This is a genomic window from Streptomyces antioxidans, assembly GCF_000968685.2.
Classification (GTDB): domain Bacteria; phylum Actinomycetota; class Actinomycetes; order Streptomycetales; family Streptomycetaceae; genus Streptomyces; species Streptomyces antioxidans.
Genome location: NZ_LAKD02000037.1, coordinates 1 through 19,720 on the forward strand (window position 1 = coordinate 1; position 19,720 = coordinate 19,720).

At 72.1% G+C, this 19,720-nt stretch carries 16 protein-coding genes; 3 read left to right on the top strand and 13 right to left on the bottom strand.

What is annotated here, in order from left to right:
* Positions 1 to 393: 393 nt before the first annotated feature.
* Genes amaP through VT50_RS15620 form a run of 5 tightly spaced genes read right to left on the bottom strand, consistent with a single transcriptional unit; the run spans position 394 to position 2,879 of the window.
* Positions 394 to 948 (bottom strand): alkaline shock response membrane anchor protein AmaP, encoded by a 555-nt coding sequence (gene amaP, locus VT50_RS15600; RefSeq protein ID WP_046085387.1) that lies wholly within the window; start codon positions 946 to 948, stop codon positions 394 to 396.
* A 7-nt stretch (positions 949 to 955) separates the two neighbouring features.
* Positions 956 to 1,630 carry a DUF6286 domain-containing protein gene (locus VT50_RS15605; protein WP_046085386.1) on the bottom strand — a complete coding sequence of 225 codons (675 nt, stop codon included), beginning with the start codon at positions 1,628 to 1,630 and terminating at the stop codon, positions 956 to 958.
* Complete coding sequence (locus VT50_RS39975) at positions 1,627 to 2,091, bottom strand: Asp23/Gls24 family envelope stress response protein (RefSeq protein ID WP_046085390.1); 465 nt, start codon at positions 2,089 to 2,091, stop codon at positions 1,627 to 1,629. Before VT50_RS39975 ends, VT50_RS15605 begins: the two co-directional genes overlap by 4 nt.
* Before the next feature lie 30 nt (positions 2,092 to 2,121).
* The gene (locus VT50_RS15615; protein ID WP_020872298.1) at positions 2,122 to 2,313 is read right to left on the bottom strand and encodes a hypothetical protein; all 192 of its coding nucleotides are present in this window, start codon (positions 2,311 to 2,313) and stop codon (positions 2,122 to 2,124) included.
* A 41-nt stretch (positions 2,314 to 2,354) separates the two neighbouring features.
* The gene (locus VT50_RS15620) at positions 2,355 to 2,879 is read right to left on the bottom strand and encodes an Asp23/Gls24 family envelope stress response protein (RefSeq protein ID WP_107424813.1); all 525 of its coding nucleotides are present in this window, start codon (positions 2,877 to 2,879) and stop codon (positions 2,355 to 2,357) included.
* A 183-nt stretch (positions 2,880 to 3,062) separates the two neighbouring features.
* Between VT50_RS15620 and VT50_RS15625 the strand changes: the two genes are divergently transcribed.
* Positions 3,063 to 3,779 carry a hypothetical protein gene (locus VT50_RS15625; protein WP_107424814.1) on the top strand — a complete coding sequence of 239 codons (717 nt, stop codon included), beginning with the start codon at positions 3,063 to 3,065 and terminating at the stop codon, positions 3,777 to 3,779.
* A 74-nt stretch (positions 3,780 to 3,853) separates the two neighbouring features.
* Here the strand turns inward: VT50_RS15625 and VT50_RS15630 are convergent, their stop codons facing one another.
* A complete protein-coding gene (locus VT50_RS15630) occupies positions 3,854 to 4,345 on the bottom strand; it encodes a response regulator (protein ID WP_046085385.1) in 492 nt (163 codons plus the stop codon).
* Positions 4,342 to 8,586 carry a HAMP domain-containing protein gene (locus VT50_RS15635; protein WP_240529182.1) on the bottom strand — a complete coding sequence of 1,415 codons (4,245 nt, stop codon included), beginning with the start codon at positions 8,584 to 8,586 and terminating at the stop codon, positions 4,342 to 4,344. The genes VT50_RS15630 and VT50_RS15635 overlap by 4 nt, the downstream gene beginning before the upstream one ends.
* Positions 8,587 to 8,814: 228 nt before the next feature.
* Between VT50_RS15635 and VT50_RS15640 the strand changes: the two genes are divergently transcribed.
* Positions 8,815 to 10,725 (top strand): SpoIIE family protein phosphatase, encoded by a 1,911-nt coding sequence (locus VT50_RS15640; protein WP_046085383.1) that lies wholly within the window; start codon positions 8,815 to 8,817, stop codon positions 10,723 to 10,725.
* Positions 10,726 to 11,013: 288 nt separating this feature from the next.
* On the opposite strand, the gene VT50_RS15645 is transcribed toward VT50_RS15640, so the two are convergent.
* The 6 genes from VT50_RS15645 to VT50_RS15670 all read right to left on the bottom strand — a co-directional run bounded on the left by VT50_RS15645 (position 11,014) and on the right by VT50_RS15670 (position 18,046).
* Positions 11,014 to 11,793 (bottom strand): enoyl-CoA hydratase/isomerase family protein, encoded by a 780-nt coding sequence (locus VT50_RS15645; protein WP_046085382.1) that lies wholly within the window; start codon positions 11,791 to 11,793, stop codon positions 11,014 to 11,016.
* Positions 11,794 to 11,921: 128 nt separating this feature from the next.
* Positions 11,922 to 12,143, bottom strand: coding sequence for a helix-turn-helix domain-containing protein (locus tag VT50_RS15650; protein WP_020872291.1), 222 nt, complete (start codon positions 12,141 to 12,143; stop codon positions 11,922 to 11,924).
* A gap of 422 nt (positions 12,144 to 12,565) precedes the next feature.
* Positions 12,566 to 14,164, bottom strand: coding sequence for an ABC-F family ATP-binding cassette domain-containing protein (locus VT50_RS15655; protein WP_046085381.1), 1,599 nt, complete (start codon positions 14,162 to 14,164; stop codon positions 12,566 to 12,568).
* A 170-nt stretch (positions 14,165 to 14,334) separates the two neighbouring features.
* The gene (locus VT50_RS15660) at positions 14,335 to 15,849 is read right to left on the bottom strand and encodes a hypothetical protein (RefSeq protein ID WP_078840633.1); all 1,515 of its coding nucleotides are present in this window, start codon (positions 15,847 to 15,849) and stop codon (positions 14,335 to 14,337) included.
* Positions 15,850 to 16,118: 269 nt separating this feature from the next.
* Positions 16,119 to 17,246 (bottom strand): alpha/beta hydrolase, encoded by a 1,128-nt coding sequence (locus tag VT50_RS15665; RefSeq protein WP_046085379.1) that lies wholly within the window; start codon positions 17,244 to 17,246, stop codon positions 16,119 to 16,121.
* Between the two features lie 113 nt (positions 17,247 to 17,359).
* On the bottom strand, positions 17,360 to 18,046 hold the full coding sequence (locus VT50_RS15670) for a class II aldolase/adducin family protein (RefSeq protein ID WP_046085378.1): 687 nt from the start codon (positions 18,044 to 18,046) through the stop codon (positions 17,360 to 17,362).
* Between the two features lie 415 nt (positions 18,047 to 18,461).
* Between VT50_RS15670 and VT50_RS15675 the strand changes: the two genes are divergently transcribed.
* Entirely contained in the window at positions 18,462 to 19,718 is a 1,257-nt protein-coding gene (locus VT50_RS15675; protein WP_079343837.1) for an inorganic phosphate transporter, read from the top strand.
* The last annotated feature ends 2 nt before the right edge of the window (positions 19,719 to 19,720 follow it).

Genomic DNA, 19,720 nt, shown 5'->3' on the forward strand with positions numbered 1-19,720 from the left:
CTCCGCCCCGGACCCCGCTCCTCAAACGCCGGAGAGGCTAAATAATCCCGGGCGATCCCCGCACACAGCCCGCGCGGCGGATCCCAGCGGGCGCGTAGGGGCGCGGCCCCCAGGGGTCATTGGGCCGAGCCCAGCGGGCACGTAAGGGCGCAACCCCCGGGGATCGTGGAGACGCAGCCCAGCAGGGACGCGGGCACAGCCCCCGGGACCCGCAGCCCGGCGGGAGCACGGGGCCGCAGCCCCATGGGGTCGTAGGGGCGCAGCCCCCGAGGGTCGTGGGGGCGGAGCCCCCCCGGGGGTCGTGGGGGCGGAGTCCCTGCGTTTCGGGGAGGGGCGGGGTGGGGGAAAGCCGACCGGAGCGGCGCGGAGCACCGTGCGTCCCGGGGCGCAGGGCTACCGCGCTCGTTCCGCTCCGTGTCGGGCCACCCTCAGCCGTACCTCCGCCGGGAGCCGGTCCAGGCCCGCCGATGTGCGGGCGCGTTCCAGGGCGTCGGCTCGGACCGCGTCCAGCGTTGACAGCGGGTCCGCCCGCGCGTCCAGCGCCAAGCCCATCCGTGCTTCCGGTGTCGTCCGGCGGCCCCGTAGCAGCACATGGGCGCGCTCCACGCCGTCCAGCGACTCCGCGTCCGACAACAGGGCGGCCTCCAGGGCGCGGCCCCGGAGCAGGGCGCCTTCGCCGTCGCCCGTTTCCACGAGCACTTCCTGGAGGCGACGCCGTCGCAGCTGGACCAGGAACCAGCACAGCGACAGCACGAACAGCACCGCCAGCCCCCCGATGACGACCGGCCACCACCATCCGGCGTCCCGCCACCGCATCCGGTCCGCCCGGCTGAGCAGCACATCGGCGCGGCCGTCGAACGGCGGCCACCCGGCCAGGACCACCGCGCCCGCAGCGGTCAGCACCAGGCCCACGAGCCCCAGCAGCACCCGGTTGACGACACTCAGCATGGCGCGCTCACCCCTTCGACTTCGCCGAGCGCCGTACGCGGACGGAGAGGGCGGGCTGCCGGGCCAGGCCCAGCTGGCGGATGCCCTCGTGCAGCGCGGCGTCCAGATCCGCGCGCACCTCGTCGAGATCGCGGAAGTGGGCCAGCGCGCGGGCCCTGATCCGCCGTCGGCCGACGTCCACGCGGGCCGACCGGACACCGGACACCTCCATCGCCCGGTCCCGCAGCACCAGCCCCGCCGACGTTCGGTCGATTCCCGCTCGGACGGCTCCCTCAGCCTCCGGCCCCGGCTCCGGTCCCGGCGCCCGCATCGGCAGCAGCCCCCGCAGCCCCGGCGCCATCGCGAGGATCACCATCCACACCCCCAGCGCGGCCAGCAGCGCCGCCCCGCCCATGATCCACGCGCTGTCCAGCGGCCGCGAGGCGAGTTCATCGGCGAGCCAGTCCCGCCACCCCAGGGCGTGCCGCCCCGAGCGCACGGCCGCCACGTCGTACAGCAGCAGCCCGCTGACCGCGGCGATCACCAGCGAGACGATCCCGGCCGGTACCCGCCGCTCGGACCAGAAGCGCCGTACGCGCCCGGGCGGCTCCCCGTCCCCGGCGCCGGAACCGGCAGCCGTCCCCGCCCTCGCGCCGTACGCCGACGCCGAGGTGGACTGACGCATCTTCTGGTCCGCGTTCATCGCACCCTGTCCCTCCCCCGACGCGCCCTGCGCTCCGGGCGCTGCCACTGCGGCACATGCAGCCGTTCGACCGTCACCGCGACCTCGGGCACCTCCATGCCCGTCAACTCGCCTACCCGTTCGATCACCTGCCGACGCACCGCACCGCAGTGCCCGCCGATGTCCGAGGGATAGCCGAGCTCGACGGCGACCCGGACGCGTGCGACGCCCCCGCGCACCACGGCGACCGCGTACGGCCGCGCGCCTACGACATCGGCGACGGCGGCCTCACCGGGGACCACAGCGACATCCGCACCGATGTCCGCACCGGCATTCGCACCGGCATTCGCGACGACGTCCACAGCGACGTCCGCACCGGAATCCGTGCCGCCACCCCGCAACGCCTCCCGCGCCGCCTGCGAGGCGATCTTCGCGACGACCCGGTCCGCGATCCGTGTCGCACCCCGCTCACCCGGCTCCACCACGGCACGTCCTTACGGTCGTCATGACGCTCACCGTGGTCGTCCGTCACGGCCACGGGAACGGAAGAAGTCGCCCGGTTCCAGATCACCGTCCAGGAACCGGCCGACAATGAACCCGACGGCTCCCAACGCCGCCACCAGCAGAAAGGCCCCGAACCCACCGAAATAACCTGCGAAAGCCAGCGCCATTCCCGCGATCATCCCGACCACGGCCATGCTCATCGTGTGCTCCTTCGCTGGAGCCAACCGGAACCGCTGCCGACCTACTGGAGCCGCGGCTCCGGCGATTCCTCTTCCTCGTCGGGCAACTTCACATCGCTGACCGCGATATTGACCTCGACGACCTCGAGGCCGGTCATCCGCTCGACCGCCGCGATCACGTTCTCCCGTACGGCCCGTGCGACATCGGCGATGGAGACGCCGTAGTCCACCACGATCTCCAGGTCGAGGGCCGTCTGTACCTCCCCCACCTCCGCCTTCACCCCACGGGTGACCGACCGGCCGCCGGGCACCCGGTCCCGTACGACTCCGAAGGTGCGCGCGAAACCTCCGCCCATCGCATGGACGCCGACCACATCGCGGGCCGCCATACCCGCGATCTTCTCGACGACGCCGTCGGCGATGGTGGTGCGCCCCCGGGTGGCCGGATCGCCCCCGCCCCGCCTGGGCCGGTCGGTGGCGGCGGCCGCCCCGGCGATGCCGTTCCCGGCGCCCAGCGTCTTGGGCGTACCGGCGGCGGGCTCCGTGGCGGGGTTCTCGGGTCGGTTCCGTGGTGTGGTCTCGGACATCACCGATCGTCCCTTCCGAGGCGAAGAGCGGAGGAAGCGGTTTTCCGCTCGCTCTATTTGCCACCATAAAGGGACCTTCCCCGAACCGCTTCGGAGATGCAGCACTCGCGCGATCGATACGGCAGGCTGAGAGCATTAAGGCTCACATCCGTACGGCGGTAAACGGCGGTAAGGGGTGACACGGTGGTGACGGACCGGCTCGCACAGACCGTAAGGGAGCAATTGCGGCTGGGCCGGCTGCTCCCCCTGGGCGAGCGGGAGGACGGCTCCTGGATCACCGAACACGCGGCGGGCGCTGTGCTCGCGCGGGCCGCCGCCGAGGTCCCCGGCGTACATCTGGGAGCGCTGCGGATCGGCCCCGCCGACCCCGACACCGCCGGGACACCCGCGGTTCCGCCCCCGCCGAGCGCGCTACCGCCGGGGCCCCTGCGCATCGCGGCGGAGTGCGGGGCGACGCTGGACGAACCGCTTCCGGTCACCGCGGACGGGCTGCGCGACGTCCTGCTCGACGCGGCGACGGACCGGCTCGGGCTGCTGGTGGAGGCGGTGGACCTACGGGTGACGGAGGTGCTTGACGAGCTTCCGGCCCCGCCCCCGGAGGCTCCGCGGCCCCACCGGACCGAAAGCCCCGGCCCCGGTCCCGACCCCGACCCCGCCACCGCGGCCGTCGCCCGCGCCGCCGCCTCCGTGCCCGGCGTCACCCGGCTCGCACCGGTGCTGGGCTCGCCCCGGGCGGTGCGGATCGAGGCGACGCACATCCGGATCGAGCTGGCCGTGGCGGGGGATCACCGCGCCGTGGACGTGGCGAGGGCGGTACGGCGGGCGGTGACGGAAGCCGCTCCGGCCCCGGGCGGCCAGCCACCCACGGTGGCCGTCCTCGTCACGGCCGTGGAGCCTTGACGGGGCAGGCAGTGGAGCCCTGACCGGTCCGGCGGCCGGAGCCCTGGCCGGTCGGGCCGTGGAGCCCTGACCGGTCACTCCTCCGCGTACTTCCGCAGCCCCTCGACCGTGCGCTCCAGCTCCTCGACCCGCTCCACCAGCTGCTCGGTCCGCGCCTCGAGCTCGCGGTTCTTGCGGTGCATCTCCAGGAACACATTGACCTTCGTCCGCAGCAGCCACGGGTCGAAGGGCTTGGTCAGAAAGTCGGCGGCGCCGATCGCATAGCCCCGGTAGGCATAGTCGGAGTCGGCGTCGGTCCCGGTCAGCAGGATGATCGGGACGTCCTTGGTCTGGTCGAGCCGCTTGATGTTGGCAGCGGTCTCGAAGCCGTCCATGCCCGGCATCAGCACGTCGAGCAGAACGACGGCGAAGTCCTGCCGCAGCATCGCCTTCAGCGCCTCCTCGCCGGAGCGGGCGCGGACGAGCTGCTGATCGAGCGGGCCGAGGACGGCCTCCAGCGCGATCAGGTTCTCCTCCATGTCGTCGACGATGAGGATTCCGGCCTTCTCGGACGCGCTCGCAGTCATCTCTCCCCCTGCCTCGGCCTCGGCGGACCGGTCTCGGCAGGCGCGGCGCCCTCTCCGGGCACGCCCTCACCGGACCCGCCCTCTCCGGACGCGGCCTCTCCGGATACGCCTTCTTCGGACGCAGCCTCTCCGGGCACCCCCCCTCCGGATTCCGGATCGAGCACATCGATGATCGCCGACATCAGCCGGTCGACGTCCACGGGCTTGGGGACATAGCCGTTGGCGCCGCTGTCGATGGCCTTCTCCCGGTCGCCGGGCATGACCTTCGCGGTCAGGGCGAGGATCGGCACATCGGCGAGACGCGGTGTGTTCCTGATGGCCTGGATCGTCTCGTACCCGTCCATCTCCGGCATCATCACGTCCATCAGCACCAGCGAGACATCAGGGTTGCGGTGCAGCACCTCCAGCCCCTCGCGGCCGTTCTCCGCGTACTTCACCGTCATGCCGACCCGGCCCAGCACATGGGTGAGCGCGAAGACGTTCCGGATGTCATCGTCGACGATCAGGATGCGGCGGCCGTTCAGCACCCGGCCGGGGCGTCCGCGCTGCCACTCCTTGAGCTGAGTGGTCCCCGGCCAGCCTTCGTCGTGGCCCTCGTCCTCGGCCTCTCCCCCGCTCTCGCTGTCGGCCTCCGCGCCGCCGCCCTGGGGCCCGGTGGCGGGCCCGGTGGCGACCAGGCTGTCCGCCTCGCCGAAGACCCCGCTGGGGGCGTGGTCGGAGGTGTCCGGCAGCGTCTCGTCCGAGGCGGGGGCGACCGCGGGGACGGTGGATCCGGTGGCCCGGGGGTCCGAGGGGTCGGGGGCCGGGGCGACGCCGCTGTAGTGCGCGGGGACGTAGAGGGTGAAGCAGGAGCCGACGCCCAGTTCGCTCCTGGCCACGATCCGGCCGCCGAGCATTCCGGCGATCTCCCGGCTGATGGACAGGCCGAGGCCGGTCCCGCCGTACTTCCGGCTGGTGGTGCCGTCGGACTGCTGGAACGCCTCGAAGATCACCGGCAGCTTCTCCGGCGGGATGCCGATACCGGTGTCGGTGACGGAGAACGCGATGACGGCGTCCGCGGCCCGCAGCGTCTCCTCCTCGAACCGCTCTCCCGGGGTGCGCTCGACGCGCAGTGTCACCCCGCCCGACGAGGTGAACTTCAGGGCGTTGGAGAGCAGATTGCGCAGGATCTGCTGGAGCCGCTGCTCATCGGAGAACATCTCGCGCGGTACGTCCTCGCCGACCGCGATCTCGAACGACAGGCCCCGGTCGACGGCGAGCGGCCGGAACGTGGCGTTCACATAATTGAGGATCTTGACCAGCGGGAGCTTCTTCGGACGGACGTCCATCCGGCCCGCCTCGATCTTCGACAGATCCAGGATGTCGTTGATCAGCTGGAGCAGATCGGAGCCGGAGCGGTGGATGGTGGTGGCGAACTGCACCTCCTGGGCGGACAGCCGGTTCTCGGGGTTGTCCGCGAGCAGCCGGGCCAGGATGAGCAGCGAGTTCAGCGGGGTGCGCAGCTCGTGCGACATATTGGCCAGGAACTCGGACTTGTACTGGGAGGCGGTCGCCAGCAGCGCGGCCTTCTCCTCCAGCTCCGCGTTGGACCGCTGGAGCTCGTTCGAGCGCTGGCGCAGCTCGGTGGTGAGCCGCTGGGACTCGGAGAGCAGCGACTCGGTGCGGGCGTTGGCGATGATGGTGTTGATCGAGACGCCGATGGTGTTGACGAACTGGTCGACGAAGGCCAGGTGGACCTCGCTGAACCGGCTGAACGAGGCCAGCTCGATCACTCCGAGCACCTGGTCCTCGTAGAGGATCGGCAGGATCACCACACTGGCCGGGAGTGCGGAGCCCAGGCCGGAGTCGATGGTGATGTAGTCGGGCGGGACGTCGTTGATGAGGATCCGCTTCTTCTCCACCGCCGCCTGGGCGACCAGCCCGCGACCCCGGGGGCCGCTCCGCGGCGTCTTGCAGTCGCCCGCGACCGCGTCCTGGTCGGTGCCGTATCCGGCGATGAGTTCTAGCCCCTCACCGGGCCTGGCCCCGGCCGCGCTGAGGAAGAACGCCCCGAACTGCGCGTTGACCAGCGGGGTCAGCTCGCTCAGGATCAGATCGGCGACCTCGACCAGATCGCGGTGGCCCTGCATCAGGGAGGCGATACGGGCCAGGTTGGACTCCAGCCAGTCCTTGGCGCGGGTGGTCTCGCGGAGGTTGGCGACCATCAGATTGACGTTGTTCTTCAGCGCGGCGACCTCGCCCTGCGCCTCGACCGAGATCGACCCGGACATATCGCCCTGGGCGACGGCGGACGCGACCTCGGCGATCGCGCGCACCTGAGTGGTCAGGTTGAGGGCCAGCTCGTTCACGCCGGTGGTCAGCCGCTTCCAGGTGCCGTAGACGCCCTCGACCCGGGCCTGGCCGCCCAGCCTGCCCTCGCTGCCGACCTCGCGGGCCACCCGCGTCACCTCGTCGGAGAACGAGGAGAGCGTGTCGACCATGGTGTTGATGGTGGTCTTCAGCTCAAGGATCTCGCCGCGCGCGTCGACGTCGATCTTCTTGCTCAGATCGCCCTCCGCCACGGCGGTGGCGACCTGGGCGATATTGCGGACCTGGGACGTCAGGTTGGACGCCATGAAGTTCACGTTGTCCGTAAGGTCCTTCCAGACCCCGGACACACCCGGCACGCCGGCCCGGCCGCCCAGCTGGCCCTCGGTGCCCACCTCACGGGCCACCCGGGTCACCTCGTCGGCGAACGAGCGCAGCTGCTGGACCATGGTGTTCACGGTGTCCTTGAGCTCCAGGATCTCGCCCCGGGCATCGACCGTGATCTTCTTCGAGAGATCGCCGTTGGCGACCGCCGTGGTGACCTGGGCGATGTTGCGGACCTGGGAGGTCAGGTTCAGGGCCATGAAGTTCACGTTCTCCGTGAGGTCCCGCCAGACCCCGGAGACGCCGCGTACCTGGGCCTGACCGCCGAGGTTGCCCTCGGTGCCCACCTCGCGGGCCACCCGCGTCACCTCGTCGGCGAAGGACGACAGCCGGTCCACCATGGTGTTGATCGTCGACTTCACCTCAAGGATCTCGCCCTTGGCCTCCACCGTGATCGTCTTGCTCAGATCGCCCTCCGCCACGGCGGTGGCGACCTGGGCGATGTTGCGGACCTGGGAGGTCAGGTTGTCCGCCATGAAGTTCACGTTCTCCGTGAGGTCCTTCCAGACCCCGGACACCCCGCGCACCTGGGCCCGGCCACCCAGCCGCCCCTCGGTGCCCACCTCGCGGGCCACCCGCGTCACCTCGTCGGCGAAGGCGGAGAGCTGGTCGACCATGGTGTTGATCGTCGACTTGAGCTGAAGGATCTCACCCTTCGCGTCCACGGTGATCTTCTGCGAGAGATCACCGGTGGCGACGGCCGTGGTCACCTGGGCGATGTTGCGGACCTGGGAGGTCAGGTTGGACGCCATGAAGTTGACGCTGTCCGTGAGGTCCTTCCAGACCCCGGAGACCCCGCGCACCTGGGCCCGGCCACCCAGCTCCCCCTCGGTGCCCACCTCGCGGGCCACCCGCGTCACCTCGTCGGCGAACGCGCCCAGCTGGTCGACCATGGTGTTCACGGTCAGTTTGAGCTCCAGCAGCTCACCGGTGGCCTCGACCGTCACCTGGCGGGTGAGGTCACCGCGGGCGACCGCCGTGGTCACCTCGGCGATATCGCGGACCTGCGCGGTGAGCCGGGAGGCCATGGTGTTGACGGCCTCGGTCACCATGCGCCAGTCGCCGGAGAGCCCCTGCACCTTGGCCCGGCCGCCCAGCCGCCCCTCGGTGCCCACCTCGCGGGCGATACGGGTCAGCTCGCCGGTGAACAGCGACAGCTGGTCCACCGTGCGGTTCACCCCGCGGCCCAGTCGCCGCAGGTCGCCGCGGAGCTGGCGGTTGCCGTCGTGCAGATCCACCCGCTGGGTCAGATCGCCGGAGGCGATCGCGTCGAGCACCCGCGTGGCGTTGGACACCGGGCCGGCCAGGGCGTCCACCAGCTGATTCGCCGCGTTCACATTGGTGGCCCAGGCCCCCTGGCCGGGGCTCGCGGAGATCCGCTCGTCCAGCCTGCCCTGGCGCACCACCTCGCGGCGGACCCGGTGCAGCTCACCGGACAGATGCGCGTTGCGCACCGCGATCTGGTTGAAGACCCCGGCCATCTCGCCGGCCAAGCCCTCGGCAGAGGTGTCCGCGCGGACGGTGAAGTCACCGTCGCACAGGGCGTTCATCGCCGCCAGCAGGGACCGCAACTCGGCCGCGGACGCGGTCTCCTCGCCGCGCGCCGGGCCGGACGGCCGAGCGGATTCCGGACACTCCACGGGCGGGGCCTGCGATGTGTCGGAGGTGGTCGGGTCGAGAGCCATGGCGTCGTCCCTTAAAGATCATTCATATCCCCCTGTCTGTCATAATATGGCACCTAGATGGCCTAAACCGCCTTTATCGCCCTGGAGCCGCACGTGGGAGCCTTGTTTCCTCTCGCGCGTGAGTCCGTCTCGCGGACGACGCTGCCCGGAAGTGTGCGTGCGCCCGGCGCGGCACGCGCCTTCGTCCGTACGGCACTCACGGGACGGAGCGCGGCGGAGGCGTTCGCCCCGGTCACCCTCGACGAGCGGTCGCTGGACGACGCGGTGCTGCTGGTGAGCGAGCTGGTCACCAATGCCGTGCTGCACGCGGGCACCCGGGTCGAGGTGGTCTGCCGGCTGCAGCCGGGTGACGGCGCCGCCGGGGAGGCCTACGGGCCGGAGGGCGGCCCCGGCGGCCCCTTCGGGCACGAGGAGACGAGCGGCCCGGAGGAGGTGCCGAGGGACGTGCCGCGGCGGCCGGGGATCGTCATCGAGGTGGCGGACCTCCACCCCGCCAGCACCGTCTACGGAGGGCCGGAGAGCAAGCGCCGGGGCCGCGGCCGGGGGCTCCAGCTGATCGGGGCGCTCGCCGAATCCTGGGGCGTGACCTACCACCGCACCCGTAAGGCGGTCTGGTTCCGGCTGGACGCCGAGCGGGCGGGAACCGAGCTCGACGCCGTACCCACCAGCGCGCTCGGGCGCGAGCTGCGGTTCGCCGAGACCCTGGCCCCCGTTCCGCCGCGTGAGCAGCGCGATCCGACCGCCGAATGGGTGGACCGCGGCGGGCCGTCCTTCCTCGCCGAGGCCAGCGAACTCCTCACCGGTCAGCTTGACGAGAACATGGTGGCCGCCCTCGCCGGGCAGCTCTTGGTGCCCCGGCTGGCCGACTGGTGCGCGGTCTGGCTGACCACCGAGAGCGGCACGCTGCAGCTCGCCCGCGTCTGGCACAGCGACGAGCACCGTATCGGCGCGCTCCGCGTATCGCTGGAGCGCCATCCGCCGCCGACCGGTCTCGGCTCCGCGGGCACCTCCTGGCCCTGGCCCGAGGTCGCGGACAGCCAGGGGGCGGGCGGATCGGCCGTGTGCTTCCCGCTGATCGCACACGGCCGCAGCCATGGCGTCCTGCTGCTCGGCAGGGCGGGCGTGCCACGCATGGCGGAGGGCGTGGTACGGCTCGCTGAGGACGTGGCACGGCGGGTGGCCCAGGCGGTGGCCACGGCCCGGCAGTACACCCGGCAGGCGACGATCAGCCGGGCGCTCCAGCGCCGCCAGCTGCCCATGTCGCTCGCCCACATCCCGGGGGTGGACACGGCGATCGTCTACGAGCCGCACGGCGAGGGGCAGACCGTCGGCGGCGACTTCTACGACCTGTTCCCCATGGGCGACCGCCGCTGGTGCTTCCTGCTGGGCGACGTCCAGGGCAGCGACCCGGAGGCGATGTCGGTCACCGGGCTGGCCCGCCATCTGGTGCGGCTGCTGGCCCGGGAGGGCCATGGGGTGGAGTCGGTGCTCAACCGGCTGAACCAGGCGCTGGTGGAGGAGGACGCGGAGGCGGCGGAGATCGACGGCGAGCAGTCCCGGCAGCGCTTCCTGAGCCTGCTCTACGGGGAGCTGGAGCCGGACCCGGCCGGGGGCGGCGCCCGCTGCACCCTGGCGAGCGCCGGCCATCCACTGCCGCTGCGGCTGACCACCCAGGGCGCGGTGGCGCCCGCCGCCTCCCCCCAGATGCTGCTCGGCATCGACGGGAACCCGGACTTCCACGCCGACACACTGGCCCTGGAGCCCGGCGAGACGCTGCTGTGCGTCACCGACGGGGTGACCGAGCGGCGCAACGGCCTCCGTCAGCTGGATGACGACGACGGCCTGTCGGACATCCTGCGGGGCTGTGTGGGACTGGGCGCCAAGGCGGTCGCGGAGCGGGTGCGGCGCGCCACACATGACTTCAGCCCCGAGCCGATCGACGACGACCTGGCGGTGCTGGTGCTCGAGGCGGTGCCGACGGGGGAGCCGCCACGAGCGCCGTGACGGGCACACGGCGGCTCCACCGGGGACGGCGCGGGTCCACACCGACACCACAGCTCTGCGACGGTTGCCACTACCTCGCCGTCGTGCAGCTCGCCGGCAGCCGACCGCGGTGCGAAGGGCGCCCTGTAGGGGTGCGGAACCGCGTCGATGTGCGGCTCCGCCGTGTGGGCCCGATCAGCCACGGCGGCGCCCAGACGATCGACGGCAGATCAGGCACCGCAGACGATCGACGGCAGATCAGGGGCACTTCCGCGGAGGGCAGGTCAGCGGAGCGACTCCGCGGAGCGCTCAGTCCGTCAGCCCCGCCAGGTCGCGCAGCCGACGGGCCTGGGCGGCACGCTCGGCGGCGCGCTGCTCCTCGTATGTGCGGTGCACGGCGCCCCGCAGCAGCGCCTTGGTCTCCACCAGGGCGTCGCGGTTCGCGGCGAGCAGGGCCGCCGCCAGGTCCCGCACCGCGCCGTCGAGCTCGGCGGCGGGCACCACGAGATTGGCGAGTCCGGTCCGCTCGGCCTCCTCGGCGTGGACAAAGCGCCCGGTCGCGCAGATCTCCAGCGCACGGGCGTAGCCCACGAGTCCGACCAGCGGATGGGTGCCGGTGAGATCCGGCACCAGCCCGAGGCTGGTCTCGCGCATGGCGAACTGTGCGTCATCGGCGCAGACCCGCAGATCACAGGCGAGCGCAAGCTGAAAACCGGCCCCGACGGCATGGCCCTGGACGGCGGCGATCGACACCATGTCGTTCCGCCGCCACCAGGTGAACGCCTCCTGGTACCCGGCGATGGTCGCGTCCAGCTCGCTGTCGGAACCGCGCGCCATGTCGAGGAACGACGGCTCGCCGTCGAACCCCTCGGGCGTGAACGCCTGACGGTCCAGACCCGCCGAGAAGGACTTGCCCTCGGCGCGCAGCACCACGATGCGCACGGTGCCAGGCACCAGCTTTCCGGCCTCGGCCAGCGCCCGCCACAGGGCGGGCGACTGGGCGTTGCGCTTCGCCGGGTTGTTCAGGGTCACCGTGGCCACCGTGTCATCGACGGTGAGCCGAACGCCGTCCTTGTCGAGCAGGGTCACAGGAGCCTCCGGTCGGGTGCGGTCAGTACAAGTGACTGCACAGTAACCACCCGGCCGAACCGACGATCAGCCGGGTGGCACCCCTGTCGCTGCCTGCTGATGGTGATGGTGATGGAGCATGCGGGCGATCAGGCCGAGGCGGTCTTCTTGCCTCGCGTCGCACCGCCGCGTCCCCGTAGGGAAACTCCGGATTCGCTGAGCATCCGGTGAACGAATCCGTAGGAACGGCCGGTCTCCTCGGCCAGCGCCCGGATGCTCGCCCCGGAGTCGTACTTCTTCTTCAGGTCTGCCGCGAGCTTTTCGCGCGCGGCGCCGGTCACCCGGCTGCCCTTCTTCAGAGTCTCGGCCACCCGTGCCTCCTCATGGGAAGTGCGCTCTGGACTCTCATGATCACCCCTACAGGGCTTCCTGGCCACCCATTCGGCAAGGTCCGTGGATGAAGGATTGCGGGAAATCGCGGCACGACGGCCTTCGGAAGCAAGGATTCCGGCGCCGTTCAACCTGACACTCTTTCGTGTTCACCGACGAAGAGGCAGGTCAGGGCATACGTGAGCTACGTCGCAGACATCCGGACCGGCGCACGGCACGTGGTGTGCGCCGGTGGCCCACGACGCGCCGCGATACCAGCCGTTCTCACTCAGATGATGGATCACGCCTAGGCCAAATGATCTACAAGAGGGGATCGGACCAGAGGAACCGGACTGTCGGGGCGGCATCCGGAACGCCGCCCCCACCCCTCCCCCGGGCTTGCCCCGCCCGGCGTCGGCCCTCGTCAGGCGAGCGCGACGAGATCCGCGTACTCCTGGCCCCACAGGTCCTCGACACCGTCCGGAAGCAGAATGATCCGCTCCGGTTGCAGCGCATCGACGGCGCCCTCGTCGTGGGTCACCAGGACCACCGCACCGGCGAAAGTGCGCAGCGCGCCCAGGATCTCCTCACGGCTGGCCGGGTCGAGGTTGTTGGTGGGCTCGTCCAGAAGCAGCACATTGGCCGAGGAGACCACCAGGGTGGCCAGCGCCAGCCGGGTCTTCTCACCGCCCGAGAGCACCCGGGCCGGTTTGTCCACGTCGTCACCGGAGAACAGGAAGGACCCGAGCGTCTTACGGATGTCGACGAGGTCGAGGTCCGGGGCGGCCGAGCGCATGTTCTCCAGGACCGTGCGCTCCGGGTCGAGCGTCTCGTGCTCCTGGGCGTAGTAGCCCAGCTTCAGCCCGTGTCCGGGGGCCACCTGGCCGGTGTCCGGCTCCTCGACCCCGGCCAGCAGCCGCAGCAGGGTCGTCTTACCGGCGCCGTTCAGCCCGAGGATGACGACCCGGGACCCCTTGTCGACGGCCAGGTTGACATCGGTGAAGATCTCCAGGGAGCCGTACGACTTCGACAGGCCCTCCGCGGTCAGCGGGGTCTTGCCGCACGGGGCCGGGTCGGGGAAGCGCAGCTTGGCGACCTTGTCGGACTGCCGGGCCTCCTCCAGACCGGCCAGCAGCTTCTCGGCACGGCGTGCCATGTTCTGCGCGGCCACGGTCTTGGTCGCCTTGGCGCGCATCTTGTCGGCCTGCGCGTTGAGCGCCGCGGCCTTCTTCTCGGCGTTGGCGCGCTCGCGCTTGCGGCGCTTCTCGTCGGCCTCGCGCTGGGCCTGGTAGAGCTTCCAGCCCATGTTGTAGATGTCGATCACCGAGCGGTTGGCGTCGAGGTAGAAGACCTTGTTGACCACCGTCTCGACGAGGTCGACATCGTGGGAGATGACGATGAAGCCGCCGCTGTAGGTCTTGAGGTAGTCCCGCAGCCAGGTGATCGAGTCGGCGTCGAGGTGGTTGGTGGGCTCGTCCAGCAGCAGGATGTCGGAGTCCGAGAAGAGGATCCGGGCGAGCTCGACCCGGCGTCGCTGACCACCGGAGAGCGTGTGGAGCGGCTGGCCGAGCACCCGGTCGGGCAGGCCGAGGCTGGCGGCGATGGTCGCGGCCTCCGCCTCGGCGGCGTATCCGCCCTTGGTGAGGAACTCGGTCTCCAGGCGCTCGTACTTCTTCATCGCGCGCTCGCGGGTGGCGCCCTTGCCATTGGCCATCCGGTCCTCGTTCTCGCGCATCTTACGGAGCACGGAGTCGAGCTCGCGGGCCGAGAGGATGCGGTCGCGGGCGAGGACGTCGAGATCGCCGGTGCGCGGGTCCTGCGGGAGGTAGCCGACCTGGCCGGAGCGGGTGATGGTGCCGCCGGCCGGGATGCCCTCACCGGCCAGGCACTTGGTGAGCGTGGTCTTGCCCGCGCCGTTGCGGCCGACGAGGCCGATGCGGTCACCCCTGGCGATGCGGAAAGAGGCGGACTCGATGAGGACGCGGGCGCCGGCACGCAGCTCGACGCCGGAGGCGGTGATCACGGGAATTACTCCTGGGCAGGGTGGACGGCGGACGGGACGGACGAGGGCGGCCGACGCCGTCTAATGCACGAGGAGAATTGCCATGGGACTAGTTTAGCGGGGCGGGCAAGTCGTTTTTCCCCCGGCTTTCCCCACCGCCGCTCCCCTCGGGCCCCGCCCGTGCGCTCCCCTCAGGCCCCGCCCGTGTGCACCTGGAAGGCCGCCCGGCGCACCGCCTTGGCCAGGGCCGGGTCGGGGTGCGCCGCGGCCAGCGCCACCAGGACCTGCACGGTGCGGGGGTGTCCCACGGCCCGCACCTCCGCCAGCAGCGCGGGCACGGTGCCCTGGACCGCGGACTCCAGGTGGCGGACGAGCAGTGGGCTCTCCCCGTGGTCGGAGATGGCCGCGGCGGTGTCCACCCACAGCCAGGTGGCCTCCTCGCGGGTGAGCGCGTCCAGCGCCTCGTCCGGGTCGGCGCCCTCGTGCTCGGCGAGCCACAGGAGCGCGTACGGCCGCAGGCACGATTCCTCGACCACGGCCCGTACGTTGGGCTCGGCGGGCGCCCCTACGACGCGCAGCGCCTCGAAGGCGAGCCCGCGCAGCAGCGCGTCATCGCCGCGCGCCGCGTCGATGAGCTCGATGACGGCGCTGCCGACGGGGCGGGCGGCCAGCCAGGCCCGGTACTCGGCGCGGGCGGGGCCCGGGGTCAGGCCCGCACAGCCGCGCAGCATGTCGGCGGCGGGCTGCTCGATGTTTCCGGCCGGGCTCTGGGCGGCGACACAGATCTGCTCCAGCTTGACCCACACCGCCCAGTTGCCGAGCGCGGTCAGCTCGGCCTCCCTGCGGTCGCCCTCAGCGTCGTCGGCCGCGCTCCTGGCGCCCTCCGGGCCGTTCGGCCCGTCCTGGGGCTCCTGCCGCACCGTGAGCGCCCCGACGGACGAGAGGGCGTCCAGGGCCCAGTCCAGCAGCCCCTCCAGCGTGGCGGCGCCCTCGGAGTCCTTGGGGTCGTTGGTTTCCTTGGCGTCCTTGGCGTCCTTGGCGTCCTTGGTTTCGTCGGCGCTCGGGCCGCTCCCGGCGGGGTCCCTGGGCTCCGTGGCCTCCTGGGGGACCTCGCACCGCTCGGTGCGCAGCTCGGCGACCCGCTGCCTGAGCATGTCCAGCAGGGCGGAGATCTGCACGGGCCCGGCCGAGAGCTGCAGCAGGGAGAGCAGCTGCGGTACGGCCTCGACGACCTCCGCGACCGCCGTCGGCTCGGCCGTCCCGGGGGCGGGGCAGGCCAGGGACCACGCGTCCAGGAGCGCGACCCAGCCCCGCAGTACGGCACTGTCGTCCCGGTCCCAGGCCTGGAGCCGCCAGCCGGGGCGGGTGGTGCCCGCGTGGTGCTCGATGAGGCCGATGAGGCGGGCGCGGTCCCAGTCGCTCCGCACCTCCCGCTCGCTCACCCCGAGCGCCTGGGTGGCGCGGGCGGCGGCCTCGTCGGACAGCGCTCCGGGAGCGCCGTGCTCGGCCGCGGCCCAGTGGGCGACCGCCACGGCCCCGGTGAGCCCCGCCCTGGCCTGTCGGGCCAGCTCCGACGGGGGTGGAGTGCCCTCCGGCGGACGGGGCGCCGGTCTTGAGCCGCGGTTCACCGCGGGCCGGCGGGCCGTGGCCATCGGCCGGTTACGGACAAGTCGAAGCCGGGAGTCGCGCGGAGTACGGGACGTCACGGAAGCAGTCTCGCCGTTGACGGCCCGAAAGCCCAATCGGCACCCGTCCGGCGGTCGCCGCGAAGGGTTCACGCCATCTTACGGGCGCTTCCGCCGCCGCCCCGCGCACGCTTCCCGCGCGCTTTCGCGATCGCCTTACGGGCGCTAGCAGGGTCGGGGCGACGTGGGAGAGCGCCTTATGGGCGCTACCGGAGCCGATCGCCTTACCGGGCGCCACGGGCGCGGATCGCCGTACGGACGCCATCGGTCGCCAGATCCCCGTACGGGCGCTACAGGAGCGGGACCAGGAAGCGCCGCAGCGCCTCCTCGTACGCCTCGGGGTCCGCGTTCCACATGGCCGCGTGCGGAGCCCGCCGCACCGTGTGAAGGGTCACCAGATCCCGTCGGCGGTCGACGAATTCGCGCGAGACGTGCCAGGGCGCGAGGGTGTCGTCGGGGCCGTGGACGACGAGCGTGGGCACGGACAGCCGCTCCGGGTCGGCCACCTCCGGGAGCCTGCCGTCGTGGAGTCCGGTGCGCCCCTCGGCGGCGCGCAGGGCGAGCGGGAGCAGCGGCGCGGGGATGCCGCGGGCCGCGGCGAGGGCGCGCAGGGTGGCCTGCCGGTCGAGCACCGGGGAGTCCAGGACGAGGCCGGTGACGCGGTGCCGCAGCGCGGAGTTCGCGGCGGCGTGGAGGGCCATCGAGGCGCCGATGGACCAGCCGTGCAGCACGACCCCGGTCGCCCCGTAGGCCACCGCGTAGCGGATGGCCGCGTCCAGGTCCCGCCACTCGGTGTCGCCGAGGTGGGATATGCCGTCCTCGGGGCGCGGGGCGCCGGGGTCCCCGCGGTAGGCGAGGTCGAGCACCGGCACCCGCAGCTGCCGCAGGAACGGCATGACGACCATAGGGTGCTCACGGGTGGTGCCGAGTCCATGGGTGGTGATCACCCAGGTGGAGCGTTCGCCGGGGACGAACCAGGCGGGCAGCGGACCGAGTTCGGCGGGCACGTCCACGTCGGCGTGGTCGATGCCGAGCGCGTCCCGTGGATTGCCGATGTACACCTGGGGCGTCAGCCGCACTCGGGTGCCGGGGGCGAGCTCGCCGTGGATGACCCGCTCCAGGCGGCGCACGACGCAGTCGGCGGGGTGCGGGGCGTCCTCGATGACCGGGCCGACCACGGCGTGGCAGGAGCGGCCGGTGAGGCCGTAGGTGCCGGGGCGGAGCGAGGCGAGCGAACGGGTCAGGGTGATCTGGCCGGCCGCGGTCGCGTGGACGGTCAGCGGCGCCTCGTTCGGCAGCGGACGGTTGGGGACCGGTTTCAGCGCAGCGCTGGTGGCGTACCGTCCGGCCGCCACCGCGGCCACGCCGACACTCAGCAGGGTGGTGGCGGCCGCGACCGCCGTTGTTCGCAGACGCATCCCTCCCAGTGTGGTCGGGGAGGCAGCCCCCGGCCAGCGGGCGTGCCCGGCCGGGTGACCGCCCGGCCGGGGCCCGGGGCGCACCGGGCGGGCCCTGTACGTACCGGGCGGGCTCAGCCCTTCTGGCCGTAGCCGCTCAGCTTCCCGGCGGCGCGCCGCAGCTCCTCCGGCGGGATCAGGGAGGGGACGCGGCCGGGGACGGAGACCGCGGTGAGCCAGACCCGGCACATCCATTCGAGCTGGGCGGTGCGGTCGTACGCCTGGTCCAGGGTGGCGCCGTGGACGACGGTGCCGTGGTTGCGCAGCAGACAGCCGCTGCGGTCGCGCAGCGCCTCGAGCATGGCGTCGGCCAGTTCGTCGGTGCCGTAGAGCGCGTAGGGCGCGACGCGGACCGGGCCGCCGAGGGCGGCGGTCATGTAGTGGATCGCGGGGAGCTCGTCGACGAGAGTGGAGACGGCCGTGGCGTGAACGGCGTGGGTGTGGACCACGGCCTCGGCGTCGGTCTCCCGGTAGACCGCGAGGTGCATGGGCAGCTCGCTGGTGGGCTTCAGGGTGCCGAGGAGCTGCTGTCCTTCCAGGTCGACGGCGACGGCGTCCCTGGGGCCGAGCCGGTCGTAGGGGACGCCGCTCGGGGTCACCAGGACGGTGTCGCCGACCCGGGCCGAGACATTGCCCGAGGTGCCGACGACCAGGCCGTCGGCGGTGGTCCTGCGGGCCGTGCTCACCACCCGCGACCATGCCTGCCGCAGGGGATGGGTCAGCCGCGGCTGCGGCTGCCGCGTGGATCGCGACTGGGTCACCTGCCCTCACCTCCGGGTACCGATCCTTCCAGGCTGCCCACGGCCGCGCGGCGGCGGGACCGTCAAGGGGCGCGGCGGCGGGACCGTCAAGGGGCGTGGCGACGGGCATGGGGCGCGGCGGCGGGACCCACGGGTGCGGCGGGCGGCTACGACCGCGCCTCGTGGGCACCCGGCTCCGGGCGGGTGAACCTGGGGGCGCGGCGGGCGGCCGCGGGGCCGGTTCCAGCGCCTGCTCCAACGGCCCTCCAGCGCGGCTCAACTCCCCTATGACATGGGAAAGTAGGCTGAAATTCATCGGGCCGTAGTGACCCCGCAACCATGTCACCCCGACGCCCTGCTCAGTTCATCTCCCGTTCACCCTGTTTCCTTACGTTCACCGTGCGACTAACGACCTTCGAACTGATTGACCGGGTGTATGGAACACATCACGCTTCTCATCGGGATCGTGATCGTCACGGCCTTGGTGTTCGACTTCACGAACGGTTTTCACGACACGGCTAACGCCATGGCCACCACCATCTCCACGGGAGCACTCGGGCCCAGGGTGGCGGTGGCGATGTCGGCCGTCCTCAATCTCGTCGGCGCGTTCCTGTCCGTGGAGGTGGCCAAGACCATCTCCGGCGGAATCATCGACGAGGGCTCCGGTATCCAGCCAGAAGTGATCTTCGCGGGGCTCGTCGGTGCCATCCTGTGGAATCTGGTGACGTGGCTCGCCGGACTCCCCTCCAGCTCCTCGCACGCCCTGTTCGGCGGCCTGATCGGCGCCACCGTGGTCTCCGTCGGCCTGGACGGGGTCAACGGCGACGCGATCGTCATGAAGGTCCTGATCCCCGCCGTCGCCGCGCCGATCGTGGCCGGCATCGCCACGCTGGCCGCCACCCGGCTCACCTACCGGCTCGGCCGCGACCGCTCCCCCGAGGACACCGCGAAGGGCTACCGGGCGGGGCAGATCGCCTCGGCCGCCCTGGTCTCCCTGGCCCACGGCACCAATGACGCCCAGAAGACGATGGGCGTGATCACCCTGGCGCTGGTCACCGGGAACGTGGTGTCGCCGGACTCCGACCCGCCGCTGTGGGTCATCGTCTCTGCGGGCCTGGCCATCGCGCTCGGCACCTATCTGGGCGGCTGGCGCATCATCCGCACCATGGGCAAGGGCATCACCGACATCCAGCCGCCGCAGGGCTTCGCCGCCCAGACCGGCGCCGCCACCGTCATCCTCGCCTCGTCCCACATCGGCTTCGCGCTGTCCACCACCCAGGTCTGCTCCGGTGCCGTCATGGGCGCCGGTGTCGGCCGTAAGGGCGCCGTGGTGCGCTGGTCGACCGCGGGCCGCATGGTGGTCGCCTGGGTGCTGACCCTGCCCGCCGCGGGCCTGGTGGCGGGTGCCGCCGCGCTTCTGGCCGGCCAGGGGAACGCGGGAATCACGGCGGTGGCCGTGCTCGCCGTCCTGGCCTGCGGGGCGATCTGGATGCTGTCCCGCCGCAAGCCCGTGGACCACACCAACGTCAACGAGGTCGGCACCCAGGAGCCGGTGGGCGCCGTGACGGCCGCCCTGCGGTCCGTGGCCCCGCCGCCCGCCGGTGCGGCGAGCGCCGCACCCGAGGACCCCACCCCGGCCCCCAGCCCCCAGCAGACCCCCACCCCCGCCGCCGCGAGCAGCACCACCCGCTAAGG

What these genes read in the sequence shown, in the direction of transcription:
- amaP (WP_046085387.1), bottom strand. Translation starts at nt 948, where the DNA reads ATGCTGAGTGTCGTCAACCGGGTGCTGCTGGGGCTCGTGGGCCTGGTG.
- VT50_RS15605 (WP_046085386.1), bottom strand. Translation starts at nt 1,630, where the DNA reads ATGAACGCGGACCAGAAGATGCGTCAGTCCACCTCGGCGTCGGCGTAC.
- VT50_RS15615 (WP_020872298.1), bottom strand. Translation starts at nt 2,313, where the DNA reads ATGAGCATGGCCGTGGTCGGGATGATCGCGGGAATGGCGCTGGCTTTC.
- VT50_RS15620 (WP_107424813.1), bottom strand. Translation starts at nt 2,879, where the DNA reads ATGTCCGAGACCACACCACGGAACCGACCCGAGAACCCCGCCACGGAG.
- VT50_RS15630 (WP_046085385.1), bottom strand. Translation starts at nt 4,345, where the DNA reads ATGACTGCGAGCGCGTCCGAGAAGGCCGGAATCCTCATCGTCGACGAC.
- VT50_RS15635 (WP_240529182.1), bottom strand. Translation starts at nt 8,586, where the DNA reads ATGAACGCCCTGTGCGACGGTGACTTCACCGTCCGCGCGGACACCTCT.
- VT50_RS15665 (WP_046085379.1), bottom strand. Translation starts at nt 17,246, where the DNA reads ATGCGTCTGCGAACAACGGCGGTCGCGGCCGCCACCACCCTGCTGAGT.
- VT50_RS15675 (WP_079343837.1), top strand. Translation starts at nt 18,462, where the DNA reads ATGGAACACATCACGCTTCTCATCGGGATCGTGATCGTCACGGCCTTG.